This window comes from Pseudomonas sp. FBCC-B1667 (genome assembly GCF_059133255.1).
In genome coordinates this window covers 553,602-571,868 of the sequence record NZ_CP101437.1, presented here as the reverse complement: position 1 = coordinate 571,868, position 18,267 = coordinate 553,602, and the positions used below count along the sequence as shown (strand labels likewise).

Below are 18,267 nucleotides of genomic sequence, written 5' to 3'. Positions count from 1 at the left end.
GCTGATGACTATCGATTTTTTGCCGGATGTTGCGGCTGCCGACCAGCGATTACTAACTTTAGGGCTCCATCTATCAGGCAACAGAAGCCTTATTTTTCAAACCCGCTCGAAGGGAATACATCACTCCCCCGCCAGCGTCGAACCGAGCGCTGGAAGAACAGGCTGTTAGGCACCTGAACCATCGCGCTGCCAGTCCCGAGTTCTTCCGCTTCGATCAACGTGGTGTACAGCAGATTGATCGCCACCACCCGCCCTTTGACGCCGGGCTTATCGGTGGTGTCCACCAACTCGACCACATCGCCGAGGCGGAATGGGCCGACGGTGAAAATCAGGATCGCGCACAGCAGGTTGGACAGCACGCTCCACATGGCGAAGAACGCCACCGCAGCCACCGCGACGAAACCGGATAACGCGGTCCAGAGCACCGTGGCCGATACGCCGAGGCGCTCAAGCACGAAAATCAGCGCACTGCCCATGATCAGCCAGCGCAATCCGCCTCGCAGCGGCATCAGCAACTGCGGCGGAAATGGATAGCGCTCGCCCAGCCGGGTCAGGCCCTTGGCCACGAAACGCTGCGCGAAGTAGCCGGCCAGGAGAATCAACAGGATCTGTACGACAAGCCAGAGGGGGTCAATCCACATCGCTGGCAACGGCAGCTTGAACACTTCCATCAAGACAGTGCCTCAAGCTCCGCCTGCATGCTTTCCAGCAGCTCCAGCGCTTCCATCCAGGCTTCCTCCAGTTCAGCTTCACGCACCTTCAGCTTGGCCTGTTCAGCCAGCAGATCGCGCAGATCATTCTTGCGCGCCGGTTCGTAGATATCGCTGTCGCCAAGGGAGGCATCGATCTTCGCCAGCTTCTCGTGCAGCTTGCCCAACTCGGCTTCGAGTTTGTCAGCCTCACGCTTGTGCGGCGCCAATTGCTGGCGCAACGCAGCCGCAGCCTGGCGCTGGGCTTTCTTGTCGGTCTTGTCCGGATTGACCGGTGTGTTGTTGACCGGCGCATTGCGCTGGCGATAGTCGACCAGCCAACGGGCGTAATCCTCCAGGTCGCCGTCGAATTCCTCGACCTTGCCGTCCGCCACCAGATAGAAATTATCAGTCGTGCTTTTGAGCAAATGACGATCGTGAGAAACCACCAGAACCGCACCACTGAATTCCTGCAGCGCCATGGTCAGCGCCAGACGCATTTCCAGGTCCAGGTGGTTGGTCGGTTCGTCGAGCAGCAGCAGGTTCGGCCGATCCCAGGCGATCAACGCCAGGGCCAGACGGGCCTTTTCGCCGCCGGAGAAATTCAGCACCGGCTCATCAATGCGCGCACCACGGAAGTCAAAACCGCCGAGGAAGTCGCGCATGGTCTGCTCACGCTCGGTCGGGGCCAGCCGCTGCAAGTGCAGCAACGGGCTGGCCTTGGCGTCGAGAGAATCCAGCTGATGCTGGGCAAAGTAACCCACAACGGTGTTCTCGCCACGGGTCAGTCGACCGGACAACGGCTCGAGTTCACCGGCGAGGTTTTTGATCAGGGTCGATTTACCGGCGCCGTTCGGACCGAGCAAACCAATGCGCGCGCCAGGGGTCAGTTGCAGCTTGACCTTCTCCAGCACGGCCTTGTCGCCGTAACCCAAACGGGCATCGGACAAGTCGATCAGCGGGCTGGAGATTTTCTGCGATTCACGGAAAACGAAATCGAACGGCGAATCGACGTGGGCGGCGGACAGCTCTTCCATCCGCTCCAGCGCCTTGATCCGGCTCTGGGCCTGGCGGGCCTTGGTGGCCTGGGCCTTGAAGCGGGCGATGTAGCTTTCCATGTGAGCACGTTGCGCCTGCTGCTTTTCGTAAGCCTGCTGTTGCTGGGCCAGACGTTCGGCGCGGGCGCGTTCGAAGGCGCTATAACCACCGCGATACAACGTGATCTTGCGTTGATCGACATGAGCCACGTGATCGACCACGGCATCCAGAAAATCTCGGTCGTGGGAAATCAGCAACAACGTGCCGGGATAACTTTTCAGCCACTCTTCGAGCCAGATGATGGCGTCGAGGTCCAAGTGGTTGGTCGGTTCGTCGAGCAGCAACAGGTCCGAGGGGCACATCAATGCCTGCGCCAGGTTCAGACGCATCCGCCACCCACCGGAGAAATCTCCTACCGCCCGATCCATTTGCTCGTTGGTGAACCCAAGGCCGGCCAACAGCTTTCTGGCCCGGGCGTCGGCGGTGTAACCGTCGGCGCTGTCGAGTTCCGAGTGCAGGCGGGCCTGAGCGGCACCGTCATGGGCTGCTTCGGCTGCGGCGAGGTCGCGTTGCACCTCACGCAGACGCAGGTCGCCATCAAGCACGTAGTCGACCGCGAGGCGTTCGAGCGTCTCGATTTCCTGGCGCATGTGGGCGATGCGCCAGTCGGCCGGCAGAAAGCAGTCACCCGAGTCCGGGTGCAGTTCGCCCCGAATCAAGGCGAACAGGCTCGATTTGCCGGCGCCGTTGGCACCGATGAGGCCGGCTTTGTGGCCGGCGTGCAGGGTCAGCTCAGCGTCTTCTAGCAGACGTTGAGGGCCACGCTGTAAAGTCAGGTTCTGAAGTCGAATCATAATGGCGGCGGAGTCTACCAGCTTCGCTCGCAACTGGCGCGAGTAGCACTATGTCCTCTGACCTGTGGAGCTTTTCCCTGACCACTTACGCCCGTCCCGGCGTCGAACGCGCGTGCCTGCAGTTGCAGTCAACCGGAGTCAATGTGTGTTTGCTGCTCTGTGGAGCGTGGCTTGGACACCGCGGCGTCGCCTGCAATGAGCCGCGAATCAAGCTGCTGCGCACCGTGGCGGAGCCTTGGGATGGAGACGTCGTGCAACCGTTGCGCGCCTTGCGCCTGCGATGGAAAGCCGTCGCGACTGACGATGCCGAGCTGAAAAAACTGCGTGAGCAAGTGAAGGCGCTGGAACTGGAAGCCGAGCGGCATCTGTTGTTGCGGCTGGAACGAACGGCGCAGAGCTGGCCGCAGGGTGAGGCGACGGATCTAACGGCCTGGCTGGAAGGTGTGGCGGCAGGCGCCGCCAACCTGGACCGTGACGCGCTGCATCAGCTGCGCGTCGCGGTAACCGGCACTTAGGAAGCGCTGGTTGGGGTAGCGCTCGACGGTGCGGATGGCGTTGACGCAGCCGTGGCTGTCGAGGTGGTTGCTGCGGGTGCAACTGATGCTGCTGGCGCCGGAGTCACTGGCTTGGCAGCGGGCGCTGGAGTCGGCTTGGCAACGGCAGGCTTGACTGCAGCAGGCTTGGCCGCTGGTTTTGCAGCCGTTTTGCCAGCGGCAGGTTTGGCTGCTGGTTTTGCAGCCGGTTTGGCGGCGGCAGCAGGTTTCGCGGCAGCAGTTCTGGCAGCCGGTTTAGCGGCAGGTTTGGCTGCAGCTTTTACAGCAGGTTTAGCCGTCGATTTGGCCGCAGCTTTTACAGCAGGTTTAGCAGCCGGTTTGGCTGCAGCTTTTACAGCAGGTTTAGCAGCCGGTTTGGCCGCAGCTTTTACAGCAGGTTTAGCAGCGGAGGCACGCGCAGCAGCAGGCTTGGCAGCAGCGGTTTTAGCGGCTGGTTTTGCAGCCGGTTTAGCCGCTGCGGTTCTTGCTGCAGCAGGTTTGGCAGCGGGCGATTTTGCAGCTGGCTTGGCAGCAGCGGTTCTCGCAGCGGCTGGCTTGGCGGCAGGTTTCGTAGCGGTTGTTTTAGCGGCCGGTTTGGCAGTGCTGGCAGCGACTGGTTTTTTCGCAGTGGCAGGTTTTGCAGCCGCTTTAACTGGAGCCTTGGCAACAGGCTTGGCCGGTGCTTTTACAGCAGCTGGTTTGGCAGCGGCTTTCTTGGCAGGTGCTGCAACAGGTTTGGCCGCACGCAGGGACAACGCCTTGCCGACAGCCTCTTGAACACGACCGACGCCTTGGGCCAGTTTCAGGCTTTCTTGAGCATCGCGCTTGAGTTGCAGAATGTAGGCACGGGTGTCGGACTGACGATCCTTGAGGGCATCGAGCACGTCTTCGAGTTGCTGCACGCCATCCTTCGCCTTGGCTTGCGCCTTGGCCTTGCCGGCCGATGCAGCGTCCTGCAATTTGGTGCGGGACTTATGCAATTTTTCCTGCGCTTTTCCGCGCTGCTTTTCCAGTTTGGCGAGCAGTTTTTCAGCATCAGCCAGGGCTTGAGAACAAGCGTTTTCCAAATGCTCGAGCAGGCTGCCCGACAGTTGTTGAAGTAAGTGCAACGGGGTATTTACAGGCTTCTTGGTGGCCGACATGGTTTACCTCCTGGCTGACGTGGGTGCGGCTCATACTAGACCTCTGCTGCTACCGCCGCTAGGGCATGTTGACAGTATCGAAAGCGCTGCGTTGCAACGGATCGAAAAACTTCTGCGCTTGCGCAAAACCAGTTCACCTTTGTGCGCATTCACACTGGCATAATCCACCGCATTCCAGGTCGGAGAGTGCCCATGTCGCGCTACCTTTTTTTATCGCTGTGCGTGTTTTTTTCGATGGCTCAGGCTGAAGAAAAAACTGCCGCAAATAACGCTCACGATCTGGCTTACAGCCTGGGTGCGAGCCTCGGTGAACGCTTGCGCCAAGAGGTTCCCGACCTGCAACTTCAGGCACTGCTGGAGGGTTTGCAACAGGCGTATCAAGGCAAGCCACTGGCATTGAAAGACGAGCAGATCGAGCGAATCCTGGCCGAGCATGAAGCCCAGCTCGCCGAGCAACCGGCGCTCCCGCAAAGCGAAGCCGCACTCGAAAAAGAGCAACGTTTTCTCACCGAAGAAAAAGCCAAACCGGGTGTTCGCGAATTGGCGGATGGCGTATTGCTGACGGAGCTGACACCCGGTGCAGGTGCCAAGGCTGGCCCTAATGGCAAGGTTCAGGTTTTGTATGTCGGGCGTCTGCCAGATGGTACGGTGTTCGATCAAAACAATCAGCCGCAGTGGTTCAGTCTCGACAGCGTGATCAGCGGCTGGCGCAGCGCACTGCAAAATATGCCGGTCGGTGCAAAATGGCGCCTGGTGATTCCTTCGTCTCAAGCCTATGGCGCGGACGGTGCCGGCGACTTGATCGCCCCCTTCACACCGTTGGTATTTGAAGTTGAATTGCGCGGCGCCACCAGCTGAAAAACAGGTATAAAAAAACGGCGCGCAATGCGCACCGTTTTTAGCTTGCAGGGAGGGATTCAGGCCTGAACCGAATCCTCTTCCTTGTGAGCGGTATGCAACACTTCGATCAGGCAATCTTCCAGCTCGAAGCGCTCATGCAACAGGCCACCCAACTCCTTGAATTTCTCCGCGACACACTTGCCTTCATCACACAGGTCGTTGAACGCCAGCAGTTTCTCGGTGATGACATCAATGCGCGGGTAAATAGTCTCGGCCAGTTCCAGTCCACGCTTGTCATTGAAGGCTTTGGCCTCCCCTGTCAATTGTTCGTAGATCTCGAAGTGCCCGGCAGACACGTAATCGACCAGCACGCCGCAGAATTCCTGCAAGGACTTTCGGTCCTCGCTCAGCCCTTCAGGCTCTTCACCGAGCTTGTCGTATGCATCAATCAGATCTTTGCGCTCCTGCAACCAGCGGTCGATCAGCAGGTGCACTCCGCCCCAGCGTTCCTGAGCATTCTGACAACTTTCGAGCATGGTGATCTCTCTTCCCTTGTGGGTCAGCTGCTCAATGCCTGCTCGCCTCTTGTTACGTCAGTGGGCGGTCAGGCAGAGCGTCATCGAGCAACATAATTCCAATGACACGTGCGGGCCAGATTATGCCCGCGCGAGTGTGGCTTCAAGGTACGCAGGAGATAAAGTTCATACAAGTGTTTAATCGACCATTCGCCCCCGGTGCGACGACACGCCGCTGAGCGGTCGCTCACACGCGAGCCAGACGATGCGCAGCAACTGATAAACCGCCAGAATCGTCACCCCGACAAAGAACAGCAAGCTCCATTCCGGAATACTCAGGTCGAACAACGTCCAGGAAATCTCGGCACAATCGGCGTCCCCTTTGAACATTTGCGTGACCCGGCATAACCAAGGCATGTTCTCGTACGTCGCTTCCAGGGTGGGTGAGCACGTCGACAACTCGTGCGACGGATCACTTTGCAGCAAAATCTGTCGCCACGCCGAAACAGTGCCCGCAAGGCTGCAGAAGAACCCAAGCAACCAATACAGGAAGGACCCAAAGCGCCGGGGGCCGTGCACCGCAGCGGCCAGGCAGACACCCGTCAGCAACGCCAGGCAAAACCGCTGCAACAGGCACAAGCCGCAGGGCTTGAGTCCGACCGCATATTCCAGGTAATAAGAAACGCCCAAGGCCAGGGAGCCTGTAATGACAATCATGAAAAACAAGGAGCGTGAGCAGGCCAAAGACATGGCTTTTCCGTACCAGTAGAGACAGGTGGTTACGGTAGAGGAAAGCGCGCCAGCCTTTCAAGGCAGGCCGGCACGGACACTTCACCAGAAGTGTAGGGAATTCCCGACAGCGTCGAGAGGAATCGGTGTAGTCCTCTGTAGGACGCTGCCGACCGAGGACTACAAAGCCAAACAGGCGGCGCGTTTCGGACGCCAAAGAACGCCTCCCCCCTGTAGCAGCGGGCACAGCCTGCGTCCGACTGCGCAGCAGTCGTAAAATCAAGCGCCTCGGTTTACCTGGCCGACCGCGTTATCTTTGTGGCGACTGCTACGCAGCCGGACGCAGCCTTCGGCAGTTGCTACAGGCGGCTTCAGGCGTAAACGGGCGCTGGCAACGGTGCCGCCAGCAGGCGCTCGTCGAGCAAACCGAGGCCTTCCTGAAACAGCTGGTTGCTGCGTTCCGTGTCGCCCAGTTGCGCCAGCAACCGCGCCAATTCCGCACAGGCTTCCGGATTGCGCTGAACCCGTAGACTGCTTTCCAGATAGTCCCGCGCCTTGCCCCACAAGCTGTTTTGCAGGCATAGGCGGCCCAGTGTCAGCAACAGGCTCGGGTCGACTGGATGGTCCTTGAGCCAGCCCTCGGCCGTCTGCAGTTGCCGAGCCGGATCGCTGCCGCGAACCAGTCCGTACAGACGCGCCAGATGACTGTCGTAATGGCGCTTGAGGGCCGTGCGCAAAACCTCCTCCGCCTCGACCTGCGCCCCTAGCTGTCGAAGCTGCTCGGCATAGGCCAGCACCAATTGTGGCTCCTGACGTTGAGCCGACGTGAGCTGTTGCCAGGCGCGAGTGAGTGACTGCAAACCAATCTTGCCGTCTGCCTCCTGATGCGCAGCCAGCGACAGGTTTTCACCCCATGCACGGCGTTCCAGTTCAGCCAGTTCGGCGGGCGGCAGGACTTTATCCTTGCGCAGCTCGGGCAACAGGCGAATCACCGCCGACCAGTCGCCACGCTGCTGGAGCAGACGCTGTAACTGGCGCAATGTCTGGGCGTTATGGGGATGACGTTCATGCATGGCCTGGAGGGTGGCCAAGGCGCCGTCGGTATCGCCACGGTCGGTCTGCAATTGGGCGTGACTCAAGGCAATCGCCAATTCGGCTTGAGGCTGACGCTCGAGGGCACGCTCCAGTAAGTTGTCGCTTTCTTCGTAAAGACCTTGTTCGTTCGCGGCGCGCGCCGCACCGAGGTAGTAGAGCAAGGGCTGGCGTTCGGCTTCGGCAGCCCGATACAGATGACGCTGCGCACTCGCCCAGCGACCTTCTGCCAGATCCAGCTGACCGTGCTCGATCGCCACTTGCACCCGTCGGCTACGATTGCGTCGCGACCACGGATTGACCACGCCACTGGAGGTCATCACCAGCTCAACCAGCACCTTGATGCCCCAGAACAGCAGCCACAACACCGCGATCAATGCGAGAGTCGCCCACAGGCTCGATTCGTAACGAAAGCTCTTGTAGGCAATCAGCACGTAACCGGCATGCTCGGCAATCGCCAGTCCCAGCGCGGCGGCAGCGGCGATCACCAGGAACACGATCACATAGAGGCGTTTCATGGCGTTGCCTCCTGGGCGGTACTCGCGGCAGGCTTGGCCATTGGCTTGACCGAGTCTTCGGCGTTGACATTCCTCCGCTCCAGATAACCCTGGACAGCGCTCAGCGTGCCGGTCAGGTCCGGTGTCACGACGGTGACCCGTTGCTTGCTCAGCTCACCAACCTGATCCAGCATCACTTTGCTCTGGGGGTTGTCCTGGTTGAAGTTACCAGTCAACACATCCCGCGCCTCCGCCAGCGCCTGGGTGTAAACCGCGGCCTGGCCGTTGAGCGCGGCCCATTGCGCCTGCTCCAGCGCAAGGCTCAAGGCAAGGCGTACCTGGCTGAGGCTCTGCCCGGCCAACAGTGGACGGACATTTTTATCAGCACTGAAGTCGATGCGGATATAACGGGAGATCTGATCCCACCACTGCGCCCAGCGACTGGCACCGTCGCCATCCGCGGTCAGCCCCAGCAGAGATTCGCCGCGATCCTTGTACTCGGGCGCCAGCTCGGTGAGGTCGATCACTTGATCACGCAACGCACCCAGTCGCAGGAACAAGCCGGTGCGATCCGGCTGCTCGGTGCTACGCAACGCCACGAGGGTTTTGGCCACTTGTTCGCGCGCGGCGAAGGAGCCCGGATCGTTCTGTTCACGGAGAATGTCGTCGGCACCCTGCACCAGCGCCTGGGCGCTGCTGATGTCCTGCAAGGCAGAGAGGCGCAGGCTGGCCAGACGCAGCAAGTGTTCGGCCTCAGCGAGGCGCCAATCCTTGCGGCTGGCACCAAGGACGGTTTCCAGGCGCTGATTCAGGCGTTGTTGATCGCCCTGCAACTGCGTGACCAGACGGGCACGCGCATCCAGTTCATCAACGGCGGGTAACTGCTCCAGACGTGCGCTGATGCGCTGTTCATTGAGCTTGAGGCTTTGCGCCTGGTCGTTCAGCGCCTGCACCTGAGCCAGTTGCTGCTGGTTATTGGCTTGCAGGTGACGCACCTGCCAGACACCCCAACCGCCCACGGCAACACCGGCAGCGCCGAGTAACAGCGCGACGATTGCCAGGCCATTGCCTCGACGCTGCACGTCAGCGGGTGGCGCCGTTTCAACCGGAGTTTCAACCGGTGCATCAAGCACTGGCTGGACGTCATCTTTAGGCAAGGCAGTTTCGCTCACGTATCCATCCTTTGCATTAGAGAACGGGTTCGGGATGCTCCCGTAACACCGTCAGCAAAGCCGCGGCACTGGCGCCGCGGCAATCCACAACTGTTTGGGCCCCGGCGGCACGTGCCAGCTCGGCGACCCTGGGGCTTGGAACAAACAACGGCAACCGCGCCAATTGTGGCCAGGCATCGCCGGCCAGTTGATGCAGGTGCTCAAAACCTTGTCCACTGCTGACCACCAGCCCGTTCAAGCGTTCCGCTTCAATCCGGTCAGGCAGCGCTGTCGGCGGGTAGTGAGGCAGGCCGCGACGGTACAACTCCAGATACTCGACACTAGCACCAAGCTCGCGCAAACGCTCTGCCAGGAGCTCGCGCCCACCTTCCCCGCGCAAGATCAATACGTGCGGATCGGGCCGGTTGATAGCCTCGCGCAACCCGGGAAGCTCAAGCAAGGCTTCGCTGTCATCACCCTCGGCCGGAAAGCTCACGTCCAGCCCGCGGTCCTCAAGGATTTGCGCGGTAGCGGCGCCCACGCTGAACCACTTCACCGCGGGGGGCTGCGGCCAATACGGGTCGACCAGATAGAGACCGATTCTGGCTGCGGGTTTGCTGACCACGATCACCGCACAAAAGCGATCCAGCGTCTGAATCAGCCCGCGCATTGTGTCAGAGGCCGGGATCGGCTCGATTTCCAAAAGCGGCAAACTGCTGCTGAAAATCCCCGCTTGCGCCAGAACATCGCTCAGCGCCGCGCACTCCTCCGCAGGACGCGTCAGCAGCAAGCGCCAGCCAGTCACTCGTGACCTGCCTCGCCGTACACCGCTTTCAGGATATCGCCGGCGCCCTGACTCAAAAGGTCTTCGGCAACTTGCACGCCCAAGGTTTCAGCGTCAGCGCGTGGCGCACGGGCCTCGGCGCTGAGCAACAGGCCGCCGTTTGGATCACCGACCAGACCACGCAACCAGATCTGCTCGCCTTCCAGCACGGCGTAGCAGGCGATCGGCACCTGGCAGCCGCCGTTCAAATGTTTGTTGAGAGCACGTTCGGCGGTCACTCGACTGGCGGTGTCCAGATGGTGCAGCGGTGCCAACAAGGTATGAATTTCGCTGTCGGCGGTGCGGCATTCGATACCGACTGCGCCCTGGCCACCGGCCGGCAGGCTGTCGTCGACACTGATGGCCGAGGTGATGCGGTCTTCGAAACCCAGGCGAATCAGGCCCGCGGCCGCGAGGATGATGGCGTCGTATTCACCCGCATCGAGCTTGGCCAGGCGCGTATTGACGTTGCCACGCAAGAAGCGAATCTCCAAGTCCGGGCGACGGGTCAGCAGTTGGGCCTGACGGCGCAGACTGGAGGTGCCGACAATGCTGCCCTGTGGCAACTCATCCAGGCTGGCATAGATGTTGGAGACGAATGCATCGCGCGGATCTTCACGCTCGCAGATGCAAAACAGGCCGAGTCCTTCAGGGAAATCCATCGGCACGTCTTTCATCGAATGCACGGCGATGTCGGCCTCGTTGTCCAGCAGCGCAGTTTCCAGCTCTTTGACGAACAGGCCCTTGCCGCCGATTTTCGACAGCGGAGAGTCCAGCAGCTTGTCGCCGCGACTGACCATGGGCACCAGCGTCACGAGCAGACCGGGATGGGCCTCTTCCAGGCGGGTTTTGACGTATTCGGCCTGCCATAAGGCCAAGGCGCTTTTACGGGTGGCGATGCGGATTTCGCGAGAGGACATGGATCAATCCGTACTGAATAGATACGGCGGATAATAACAGCTCAGCCAAATCCACTTTGACTTGTATCAGAAACTGCGTGGCCTCCCTGGCCTGTATGTCCGGCAAGCGGGTGTGAAATTCGCCCCGTGAACGGCGAATTAAAGCTGCTGCATCATTTTGCGCACGCCGGCCACATGGCGCCGGCTGACGATCAATGCGTCGCCGTTCAAACCTTTGAGGAACAACTGGAAATGCCCCAGAGGCGTGCGTTGCAGGCGTTCGATGCGCTCGCGGGCGACCAGCGCGTTGCGGTGGATACGCACGAATCGGTCACCAAATTCGTCCTCAAGGGCCTTGAGCGGCTCATCCAGCAACACTTCGCCGCTTTCATGGCGCAAGGTCACATATTTGTGGTCGGCAATGAAGTAGACCACCTGATCCAGCGGGATCAGCTCGATGCCCTTTCGGGTTCGGGCGCTGATGTGGCTGCGAGGACCGCTGCCGCTTTCGGCGGCGGGACGCGTCAGGGCGGCAAGCTGGAGACGATTGGGTCGCTCGGCCTTCTTTAATGCTTCGTGAAGATGTTCAGTACGCACAGGTTTCACCACATAGCCTACGGCGCTGGCCTGTAAGGCTTCCACGGCAAATTCATCGGGTCCTGCACAAAACACCACCGCGGGCGGAGTTTCGCGTTCGCACAACCGCGCAGCCACTTGCAGGCCATCAAGGCCAGGCATGCGGATATCGAGCAGCACGATATCCGGCTTGTGGCTGTCGATCAGTGCCAACGCCTCTTCGCCGTTCGTGGCGCTGGGCTCCAGGACACTGTATCCCTCGAGTTCGCCGACCATTCGGCTCAGGCGCTCGCGGGCCAGGGGTTCGTCATCAACGATCAGGACATTCATATTGCGCTGGATTCCTGCGTGAGTCTCGCACAAGGATAGCGTAGACAGGTGAAGTGACGTCCGTCACCGCGATCCACGCTAAGACTAGCGCGAGGGCCAAAAAGTGCCGCGAGATCGGCGGCTAAATTTTCAACTGCCGCGTGATTGGAGGCTCTGGCCCGCGTTGGCGAAGGATCGCCGTAGGGTTTGCCGATACACAATATGAACACCCCCTCTTCTTATAGTCAGTGGTCACGCCAGAAAGTGCGCTGTTCCTACTGTCCAACTGTAGACGGTTGCCGGGACGTTATTGCTCAATTGAAAAATATCGTTGTGCAATTTCCCAACGACTCACCTTGAGTATGGACCGCACTATAAGAAAAAAACGTATCGACCAGTGTCAGCGACAGGATTGGCAACCCTGTTATTATCCGCGACAGCTTTCAACGTCAATTTTTTCCAGCCGATACGAGCGAATTCATGAGCACTGACAAGACCAATCAGTCCTGGGGCGGCCGCTTCAGTGAACCCGTCGACGCCTTCGTCGCCCGCTTCACCGCCTCCGTCACTTTCGACCAGCGCCTGTATCGCCACGACATCATGGGCTCGATCGCCCACGCCACCATGCTGGCCAAGGTTGGCGTGCTGACCGATGCCGAGCGCGACAGCATCATCGATGGCCTGAACACCATTCAGGGTGAAATCGAGGCCGGCCAATTCGACTGGCGCATCGACCTCGAAGACGTGCACATGAACATCGAGGCGCGCCTGACCGATCGCATCGGCGTCACCGGCAAGAAGCTGCACACTGGCCGTAGCCGTAACGACCAGGTTGCCACCGATATCCGCCTGTGGCTGCGTGACGAGATCGACCTGATCCTCGGCGAAATCACCCGCCTGCAAAAAGGCTTGCTGGAGCAGGCCGAGCGCGAAGCCGGCAGCATCATGCCCGGTTTCACTCACCTGCAAACCGCACAGCCCGTGACCTTCGGGCACCACATGTTGGCCTGGTTCGAAATGCTCAGCCGCGACTACGAGCGCCTGGTCGACTGCCGCAAGCGTACCAACCGCATGCCGTTGGGCAGCGCCGCGCTGGCCGGCACCACCTACCCGATCGACCGCGAATACACCGCGCAACTGCTGGGCTTTGACGCCGTCGGCGGCAACTCGCTGGACAACGTGTCGGATCGTGACTTCGCCATCGAGTTCTGCTCGGCGGCAAGCATTGCGATGATGCACTTGTCGCGTTTCTCCGAAGAGCTGGTGCTGTGGACCAGCGCGCAATTTCAGTTTATCGATCTGCCGGACCGCTTCTGCACTGGCAGCTCGATCATGCCGCAAAAGAAAAACCCGGACGTGCCGGAACTGGTTCGCGGAAAATCCGGCCGCGTGTTCGGCGCACTGATGGGCTTGCTGACCTTGATGAAGGGCCAGCCGCTGGCCTACAACAAGGACAATCAGGAAGACAAAGAGCCGCTGTTCGACGCCGCCGATACCCTGCGCGACTCGCTGCGGGCCTTTGCCGACATGATCCCGGCAATCAAACCCAAGCACGCGATGATGCGCGAAGCGGCGCTGCGCGGTTTCTCCACCGCCACCGACCTGGCGGACTACCTGGTGCGCCGTGGCCTGCCGTTCCGAGACTGCCACGAAATTGTCGGCCATGCGGTGAAGTACGGCGTGGAAAGCGGTAAGGACCTGGCGGAAATGAGCCTGGAAGAGTTGCGTCAATTCAGCGACCAGATTGATCAGGACGTGTTTGCGGTGCTGACGCTGGAAGGCTCGGTGAATGCCCGTGATCATATCGGCGGCACCGCGCCGGCGCAGGTCAAGCAGGCAGTGGTTCGCGGCCAGGCGCTGCTCGCCAGCCGCTAAAAGCTAAAAGCCTCGCGAGCAGGCTCGCCCCCACAGGGGATCTGTAGTGTTCACAAAATCTGTGTTCACTGAAGATCCAATGCAGGAGCGAGCCTGATCGCGATGACTGACTTCAGAACACCACAAATCTCACTTCTTGGACGCGATCATCGCCATAAACGCGGGCATCGCCGCGTCCTTGTCCGCCGCAATCCGCCGCACATTTGGATTTTCTTCCAAACGCTCCAGCAGCGCCTTGGCTTCTGGCATTTCAACCAACAAATCCAGGCCAAACAACTTCTGCCCCACCGCAGCGGCCAACGGCACGCTGTACAGAAAATACAGATCGGCAATGCTCAGACTGTCGCCCGCGACATAAGGGGCGAACTTGCCGTGCCGCGCCAGCGAGGCAAACCCCAGCAGCAACTCGGACTTGGTCCTCTCCTTGATCGCGTCCGGCACCGGCGAGCCAAAAAATGCCTCGCCGTAGCACATGCGCCCCGGCAACTCGATGTACAGCTCGATTTCCTTGGCCAGCGCCAGCACCTGGGCACGCTCGAAAGGATCGCTGGGTAATAGCGGCGTGCCTTTCTGGCTCTGCTCGATGTATTCGAGAATGACGGCTGTTTCATTAACGAAACCCTGTTCGCCCCCCAGCACTGGCACCTTGCCACGCGGGCTGATGGCCAGCGCTTCTGGGCTCGAGCCAGGGTAAAACAGCACTTCTTCGAACGGCAGTCCTTTCTCCAGCAGCGCCAGTTTCACCATGTTGTAGTAATTGCTGACGGAAAATCCATAAAGCTTGAGCATCACAAAGCCTCCAGGCCGTGCGGGGTTGGCAGTCCTGTTTTATAGAACGCCGAAGCGATTCTTGCCAGCAGCATCGAAGTGCTGAATGCAGGTAAACTGGCCGCCTTAACTTGAGGAGCCTGCCATGAGCGAGCCAACTGATATCGAGATCGACGAAGAAGAGTTCGCCGAAAACACCCTGATCGAAGCCATCGAAAATCAGATCGAAAGCGACAACCCGCCGGCTGCCAAGGCAACTTTCAACAAGTTGACGCTGGTCGGTTACGAGCGTGAAGAAATTCTCAACTTGATGGCACACGTGTTGGCGGTAGAAATCGACGCGATCCTTGAAGAAGACCGCGCGTTCAACACCGAATGGTACGAAACAGCGCTGCGCGCATTGCCGGAATTGCCGCCGGAAAAGAAGTAAGCGAACACTGTGCAGGAGCGGGCAATCCGCTCCTACACAAATTGTCACCCATCAATCCTGCCTTCCCCCACACCCTGACTACACTGGAACGCACCCTGCTGCCGCACCACCCGCCGGGGAATGCTTCCCGAGGTGAAAATCCCTGATGCAGGCACTGGACATGCCGCACGAGTGGGCTCACCTTAGGGGCGCTGTCGTCCAATTCCTAGAAAGTCTGGAGTCCTTATGTCGCTTACCCCTGAGTTGGTTGCCGAACTGGAAGTCCTCGCACTCTTCAACCTGGACAGTTCCCAGGAAGGTTTGAAAATTCATCAGACCGCTGCCCCGAAACACATCGCCGCTGCCCGGCGCTTGTTCGAAAAAGACCTGATCGACCAGCCCGATGGCGGTTATCTGACCAGCCTGGGTCGTGACGCCGCACAAAATGTGCAAACAGTGCTGACGATCCTGAACGTCGAAGAAACAGCCTGAGATGACCGCTTCGCCCACGGAAACCCCTGTCACGGGATTTCCGCGGGCAAACCCGGTGACCCGCTGTCGCCGCGCGATAAAAATCTGACGTCAAAAATACACATTCAGCTTAAAAGTGGCAGGCCCGAGGCGCTAAACTGCCCTTCATCCGCCAACCCCACGTCCGAGCCTCGCGAGCCGGTTTGAGCCGACATGACCCGCACCCATGAAATCCGCCCCGATCTGGACGAGGGAATCGACCGCAAGGTTCTCAGCCAGTTGCGCGCACGCTTTCTAAAGCTCAATGAAGGCCGCATGGCCCGGGCCATGGAAGGGTTGTCGATCCGCCAGCAAACGGTGCTGACGCTGCTACCGCTGTTTTTCCACGTCAATCATCCGTTATTGCCGGGGTATGTTTCCGGCGCTACGCCGGCCGGGCTGTCGAATTTCGAGCCGGACGCCAATGCCCTCGCTGAAGCCCAACGCCTGACTCGCTCGTTCTCTTACAAACCGCGCCACAGCAGCAACCCGCCGCGACCGATCCACGGCCTGTTCCTGATGGGCAGCCTTGGCACGCTGGCTCAAGCCGATCAAAGCGACATGGATGTTTGGGTCTGTCACGCGCCGAACCTTAGCGAAAGCGAACTCGCCGAGCTGCGTAAAAAGTGCCAACTGCTGGAGGTCTGGGCCGCCAGCCAGGGAGCCGAAGCGCATTTCTTCCTGATCGATCCGGCGCGTTTCGTACTTGGCGAGCGCGATACCCAGTTGAGTTCCGAAGACTGCGGCACCACCCAGCACTACCTGCTACTGGACGAGTTCTACCGCACCGCCATCTGGCTGGCCGGCCGCACGCCGATCTGGTGGCTGGTGCCGGTCTATGAAGAATCAGCCTATGACCGTTATACCCATACGCTGCTGTCCAAACGCTTCATCCGTGCCGACGAAAGCCTGGACCTGGGGCATCTGGCCTTTATACCGCCGGGGGAGTTTATTGGCGCCGGGCTCTGGCAATTGTTCAAGGGCATCGAGTCGCCCTACAAGTCCGTGCTCAAGCTGCTGCTGACCGAGGTCTACGCCAGCGAGCATCCCAAGGTGCATTGCCTGAGCCTGCGCTTCAAGCAAGCCGTGTTCGCCAATCAACTGGACCTCGACGAGCTGGACCCGTACATCGTGGTCTACCGGCGCATCGAGGAATACCTCAAGGCCCAGGGCGAACCGGAACGGTTGGAGCTGGTACGCCGCGCGCTGTACCTTAAGGTCAATCGCAAGCTTACTGGCAACACCCGCACCCAGAGCTGGCAGCGCTCATTGCTTGAGCGGCTGGCCCAGGAATGGGGCTGGGATCAGCGGCAACTGGCGCTGCTTGATAGCCGTAGCCAGTGGAAAGTCCGCCAGGTCAGCGCTGAACGCCGCGCGCTGGTCAACGAATTGAACTACAGCTACCGCTTCCTGACCCAGTTCGCCCGCACCGAAGACACCGTCAGCCTGATCAACAAGCGTGACCTCAATGTATTGGGGCGACGGCTATATGCAGCTTTCGAGCGCAAGGCCGACAAGGTCGAATTCATTAACCCCGGCATCGCCCCGGACCTGGCCGAAGACACGCTGACGCTGGTGCAGGCACCCAACAAGAAAGAGCCGGGGCACACCCAGTGGGGTTTATACAACGGCAGCCTGACCGCTCAGGAATGGGAGCATTTCGCGCCGATCAAGCGCAGCCGCCAGTTGCTGGAACTCCTGACCTGGTGCCACCGCAATGGCGTGATCGACAGCAGCACCCGGCTCGCCTTGCACCCTGGCACCAGCGACCTGAGCGAGTTCGAGCTGTTCAACCTGCTCGGCAGCCTGCAACAAAGCATCGCCCTGCCCCTGACCACCGTGGCGGAAGAGCCCTTGCTGCGTGCCAGCGTACCGAGCGAGGTGCTGATTCTGGTGAACGTGGGTGTCGATCCGCTCAAGCACCATCGCGACCTGAACATCCTGATGACCACCGAGCGCACCGACTCGCTGAGCTATGCCGGGGTTCGCGAGAACCTGGTGCTGACGCTGGACCAGGTCACGCTCAACAGCTGGAACGAAGTGCTGGTCAGCCGCTACGACGGCCCTCACGCCCTGCTCGACTGCCTGCGCGCTTACCTCAACAACCTGCCGAGCGGGCCACAGCAGCCCAAGCTGCGGGTTCGTTGCTTCTGCCATAACCGCGCGCAGTTCATTGCCCGCCGGGTAGAAGAAGTGATCGACACCGCGCAGAACCTGCTGCTGAGCCACCTCAATCACCGTTACCTGATCCAGGTCCAGCAGCACTATCACGTTCTGGAATTGGTGCCAGGCCAGGTCAATCACGTCGCCATCGCCACCTTGCCGGCGCTGATCGCTTACCTGGGTGAGGAACTGGCAGGCTACAGCCCGCTGCACCTGGATCCAATGGCGCTGGAAGACCACGACCTCGCGCTGATCCTGCCGATGGGCCAACCCGAGTGCATTCAGGTGTTCTACCGAATCAATGAGGATCAGGCTGATCTCTACGTGCTGGATGAGTTCAATGCGCTGTGGCAACAACGCCTGCCCTATCACGACGAGCAGAGCCTGTTGGTGCCGCTGCAACGCTTCCTGCAATCGATCCGGTACCGGCGCGATGCCTTGTTGCCGATGGACGCCGCTCAACCCGTCTGCATGGACACGTTGTACTACCAACTGCTGCCGTCCGGCCCCGGGCGGGCACGTCGGGTCGAAGCACGGCCAGCGCCGCAAACGCCGGTCAACAAACCGTTCTACGACGTGCAGGCCATCATTGGCAAAGCCGCGCCGGGCGAGGTACAGGTGACGTTGTATTGCAATCAGCGAGAGTTTTCAGAGCTGGAACATGGCGACCAACTGTTCAGCGTGGTCGCGCAGGAGATTGTGGATCAGCGTCGCGAAACCGAGCGTTATCGCTGCTACATCACTGACCTTGACCTCTCGGGCCTGCTCGGTGACGGTCAGAGTTCCAGCAATCTGTATCTGCGCTACAAGGCTGACCTGGAGCGCTCGTTGAACGAGGCGCTCGAACAGGTCTGA

General features: G+C 60.1%; 17 protein-coding genes. 6 read left to right on the top strand and 11 right to left on the bottom strand.

Going from position 1 to position 18,267, the window contains the following annotated elements:
* Positions 1 to 89: 89 nt before the first annotated feature.
* Together NL116_RS02440 and NL116_RS02435 are read right to left on the bottom strand one after the other, a co-directional pair.
* On the bottom strand, positions 90 to 671 hold the full coding sequence (locus NL116_RS02440; protein ID WP_494375870.1) for a mechanosensitive ion channel domain-containing protein: 582 nt from the start codon (positions 669 to 671) through the stop codon (positions 90 to 92).
* Complete coding sequence (locus tag NL116_RS02435; protein ID WP_494375869.1) at positions 671 to 2,581, bottom strand: ATP-binding cassette domain-containing protein; 1,911 nt, start codon at positions 2,579 to 2,581, stop codon at positions 671 to 673. Before NL116_RS02435 ends, NL116_RS02440 begins: the two co-directional genes overlap by 1 nt.
* A 50-nt stretch (positions 2,582 to 2,631) precedes the next feature.
* Between NL116_RS02435 and NL116_RS02430 the strand changes: the two genes are divergently transcribed.
* The gene (locus NL116_RS02430) at positions 2,632 to 3,096 is read left to right on the top strand and encodes a TIGR02444 family protein (RefSeq protein ID WP_494375868.1); all 465 of its coding nucleotides are present in this window, start codon (positions 2,632 to 2,634) and stop codon (positions 3,094 to 3,096) included.
* Here NL116_RS02430 and NL116_RS02425 read toward each other — a convergent pair.
* Positions 3,093 to 4,256 carry an AlgP family protein gene (locus NL116_RS02425; protein WP_494375867.1) on the bottom strand — a complete coding sequence of 388 codons (1,164 nt, stop codon included), beginning with the start codon at positions 4,254 to 4,256 and terminating at the stop codon, positions 3,093 to 3,095. The genes NL116_RS02430 and NL116_RS02425 overlap by 4 nt on opposite strands.
* 192 nt (positions 4,257 to 4,448) lie before the next feature.
* Between NL116_RS02425 and NL116_RS02420 the strand changes: the two genes are divergently transcribed.
* Complete coding sequence (locus tag NL116_RS02420) at positions 4,449 to 5,114, top strand: FKBP-type peptidyl-prolyl cis-trans isomerase (RefSeq protein WP_494375866.1); 666 nt, start codon at positions 4,449 to 4,451, stop codon at positions 5,112 to 5,114.
* Positions 5,115 to 5,173: 59 nt separating this feature from the next.
* On the opposite strand, the gene rsd is transcribed toward NL116_RS02420, so the two are convergent.
* The 7 genes from rsd to NL116_RS02385 form a co-directional block, all read right to left on the bottom strand.
* Positions 5,174 to 5,632, bottom strand: a complete 459-nt coding sequence (gene rsd / locus NL116_RS02415) for a sigma D regulator (RefSeq protein ID WP_494375865.1) — start codon at positions 5,630 to 5,632, stop codon at positions 5,174 to 5,176.
* 177 nt (positions 5,633 to 5,809) lie between these two features.
* On the bottom strand, positions 5,810 to 6,361 hold the full coding sequence (locus NL116_RS02410; RefSeq protein ID WP_494375864.1) for a disulfide bond formation protein B: 552 nt from the start codon (positions 6,359 to 6,361) through the stop codon (positions 5,810 to 5,812).
* Between the two features lie 350 nt (positions 6,362 to 6,711).
* Entirely contained in the window at positions 6,712 to 7,950 is a 1,239-nt protein-coding gene (locus NL116_RS02405) for a heme biosynthesis protein HemY (RefSeq protein ID WP_494375863.1), read from the bottom strand.
* Entirely contained in the window at positions 7,947 to 9,101 is a 1,155-nt protein-coding gene (locus NL116_RS02400) for a uroporphyrinogen-III C-methyltransferase (RefSeq protein ID WP_494375862.1), read from the bottom strand. Before NL116_RS02400 ends, NL116_RS02405 begins: the two co-directional genes overlap by 4 nt.
* 16 nt (positions 9,102 to 9,117) lie before the next feature.
* Positions 9,118 to 9,885, bottom strand: a complete 768-nt coding sequence (locus tag NL116_RS02395; RefSeq protein ID WP_494375861.1) for a uroporphyrinogen-III synthase — start codon at positions 9,883 to 9,885, stop codon at positions 9,118 to 9,120.
* Positions 9,882 to 10,823, bottom strand: a complete 942-nt coding sequence (gene hemC / locus NL116_RS02390) for a hydroxymethylbilane synthase (RefSeq protein WP_494375860.1) — start codon at positions 10,821 to 10,823, stop codon at positions 9,882 to 9,884. Before hemC ends, NL116_RS02395 begins: the two co-directional genes overlap by 4 nt.
* A gap of 138 nt (positions 10,824 to 10,961) precedes the next feature.
* Positions 10,962 to 11,708, bottom strand: coding sequence for a LytR/AlgR family response regulator transcription factor (locus tag NL116_RS02385; RefSeq protein ID WP_494375859.1), 747 nt, complete (start codon positions 11,706 to 11,708; stop codon positions 10,962 to 10,964).
* Positions 11,709 to 12,167: 459 nt separating this feature from the next.
* Here NL116_RS02385 and argH point away from each other — a divergent pair, with 459 nt between their 5' ends.
* Positions 12,168 to 13,562, top strand: a complete 1,395-nt coding sequence (gene argH, locus NL116_RS02380; RefSeq protein WP_494375858.1) for an argininosuccinate lyase — start codon at positions 12,168 to 12,170, stop codon at positions 13,560 to 13,562.
* Between the two features lie 129 nt (positions 13,563 to 13,691).
* On the opposite strand, the gene NL116_RS02375 is transcribed toward argH, so the two are convergent.
* Positions 13,692 to 14,351, bottom strand: coding sequence for a glutathione S-transferase family protein (locus NL116_RS02375; RefSeq protein ID WP_494375857.1), 660 nt, complete (start codon positions 14,349 to 14,351; stop codon positions 13,692 to 13,694).
* Positions 14,352 to 14,475: 124 nt separating this feature from the next.
* On the opposite strand from NL116_RS02375, the gene NL116_RS02370 reads away from it, so the two are divergent.
* The 3 genes from NL116_RS02370 to NL116_RS02360 all read left to right on the top strand — a co-directional run bounded on the left by NL116_RS02370 (position 14,476) and on the right by NL116_RS02360 (position 18,267).
* Complete coding sequence (locus tag NL116_RS02370) at positions 14,476 to 14,760, top strand: hypothetical protein (protein WP_007894899.1); 285 nt, start codon at positions 14,476 to 14,478, stop codon at positions 14,758 to 14,760.
* A 225-nt stretch (positions 14,761 to 14,985) separates the two neighbouring features.
* The gene (locus NL116_RS02365) at positions 14,986 to 15,231 is read left to right on the top strand and encodes a TIGR02647 family protein (protein ID WP_494375856.1); all 246 of its coding nucleotides are present in this window, start codon (positions 14,986 to 14,988) and stop codon (positions 15,229 to 15,231) included.
* Positions 15,232 to 15,423: 192 nt separating this feature from the next.
* Positions 15,424 to 18,267: a class I adenylate cyclase gene (locus tag NL116_RS02360; RefSeq protein ID WP_494375855.1), complete on the top strand. Its 2,844-nt coding sequence runs from the start codon at positions 15,424 to 15,426 to the stop codon at positions 18,265 to 18,267.

Excerpts from the sequence above, each read along its gene's own strand:
- rsd (WP_494375865.1), bottom strand. The coding sequence starts at position 5,632 with ATGCTCGAAAGTTGTCAGAATGCTCAGGAACGCTGGGGCGGAGTGCAC.
- NL116_RS02370 (WP_007894899.1), top strand. The coding sequence starts at position 14,476 with ATGAGCGAGCCAACTGATATCGAGATCGACGAAGAAGAGTTCGCCGAA.
- hemC (WP_494375860.1), bottom strand. The coding sequence starts at position 10,823 with ATGTCCTCTCGCGAAATCCGCATCGCCACCCGTAAAAGCGCCTTGGCC.
- NL116_RS02425 (WP_494375867.1), bottom strand. The coding sequence starts at position 4,256 with ATGTCGGCCACCAAGAAGCCTGTAAATACCCCGTTGCACTTACTTCAA.
- NL116_RS02410 (WP_494375864.1), bottom strand. The coding sequence starts at position 6,361 with ATGTCTTTGGCCTGCTCACGCTCCTTGTTTTTCATGATTGTCATTACA.
- NL116_RS02375 (WP_494375857.1), bottom strand. The coding sequence starts at position 14,351 with ATGCTCAAGCTTTATGGATTTTCCGTCAGCAATTACTACAACATGGTG.
- NL116_RS02430 (WP_494375868.1), top strand. The coding sequence starts at position 2,632 with ATGTCCTCTGACCTGTGGAGCTTTTCCCTGACCACTTACGCCCGTCCC.
- NL116_RS02360 (WP_494375855.1), top strand. The coding sequence starts at position 15,424 with ATGACCCGCACCCATGAAATCCGCCCCGATCTGGACGAGGGAATCGAC.
- NL116_RS02420 (WP_494375866.1), top strand. The coding sequence starts at position 4,449 with ATGTCGCGCTACCTTTTTTTATCGCTGTGCGTGTTTTTTTCGATGGCT.
- NL116_RS02405 (WP_494375863.1), bottom strand. The coding sequence starts at position 7,950 with ATGAAACGCCTCTATGTGATCGTGTTCCTGGTGATCGCCGCTGCCGCC.
- NL116_RS02365 (WP_494375856.1), top strand. The coding sequence starts at position 14,986 with ATGTCGCTTACCCCTGAGTTGGTTGCCGAACTGGAAGTCCTCGCACTC.
- NL116_RS02435 (WP_494375869.1), bottom strand. The coding sequence starts at position 2,581 with ATGATTCGACTTCAGAACCTGACTTTACAGCGTGGCCCTCAACGTCTG.
- NL116_RS02385 (WP_494375859.1), bottom strand. The coding sequence starts at position 11,708 with ATGAATGTCCTGATCGTTGATGACGAACCCCTGGCCCGCGAGCGCCTG.
- argH (WP_494375858.1), top strand. The coding sequence starts at position 12,168 with ATGAGCACTGACAAGACCAATCAGTCCTGGGGCGGCCGCTTCAGTGAA.
- NL116_RS02440 (WP_494375870.1), bottom strand. The coding sequence starts at position 671 with ATGGAAGTGTTCAAGCTGCCGTTGCCAGCGATGTGGATTGACCCCCTC.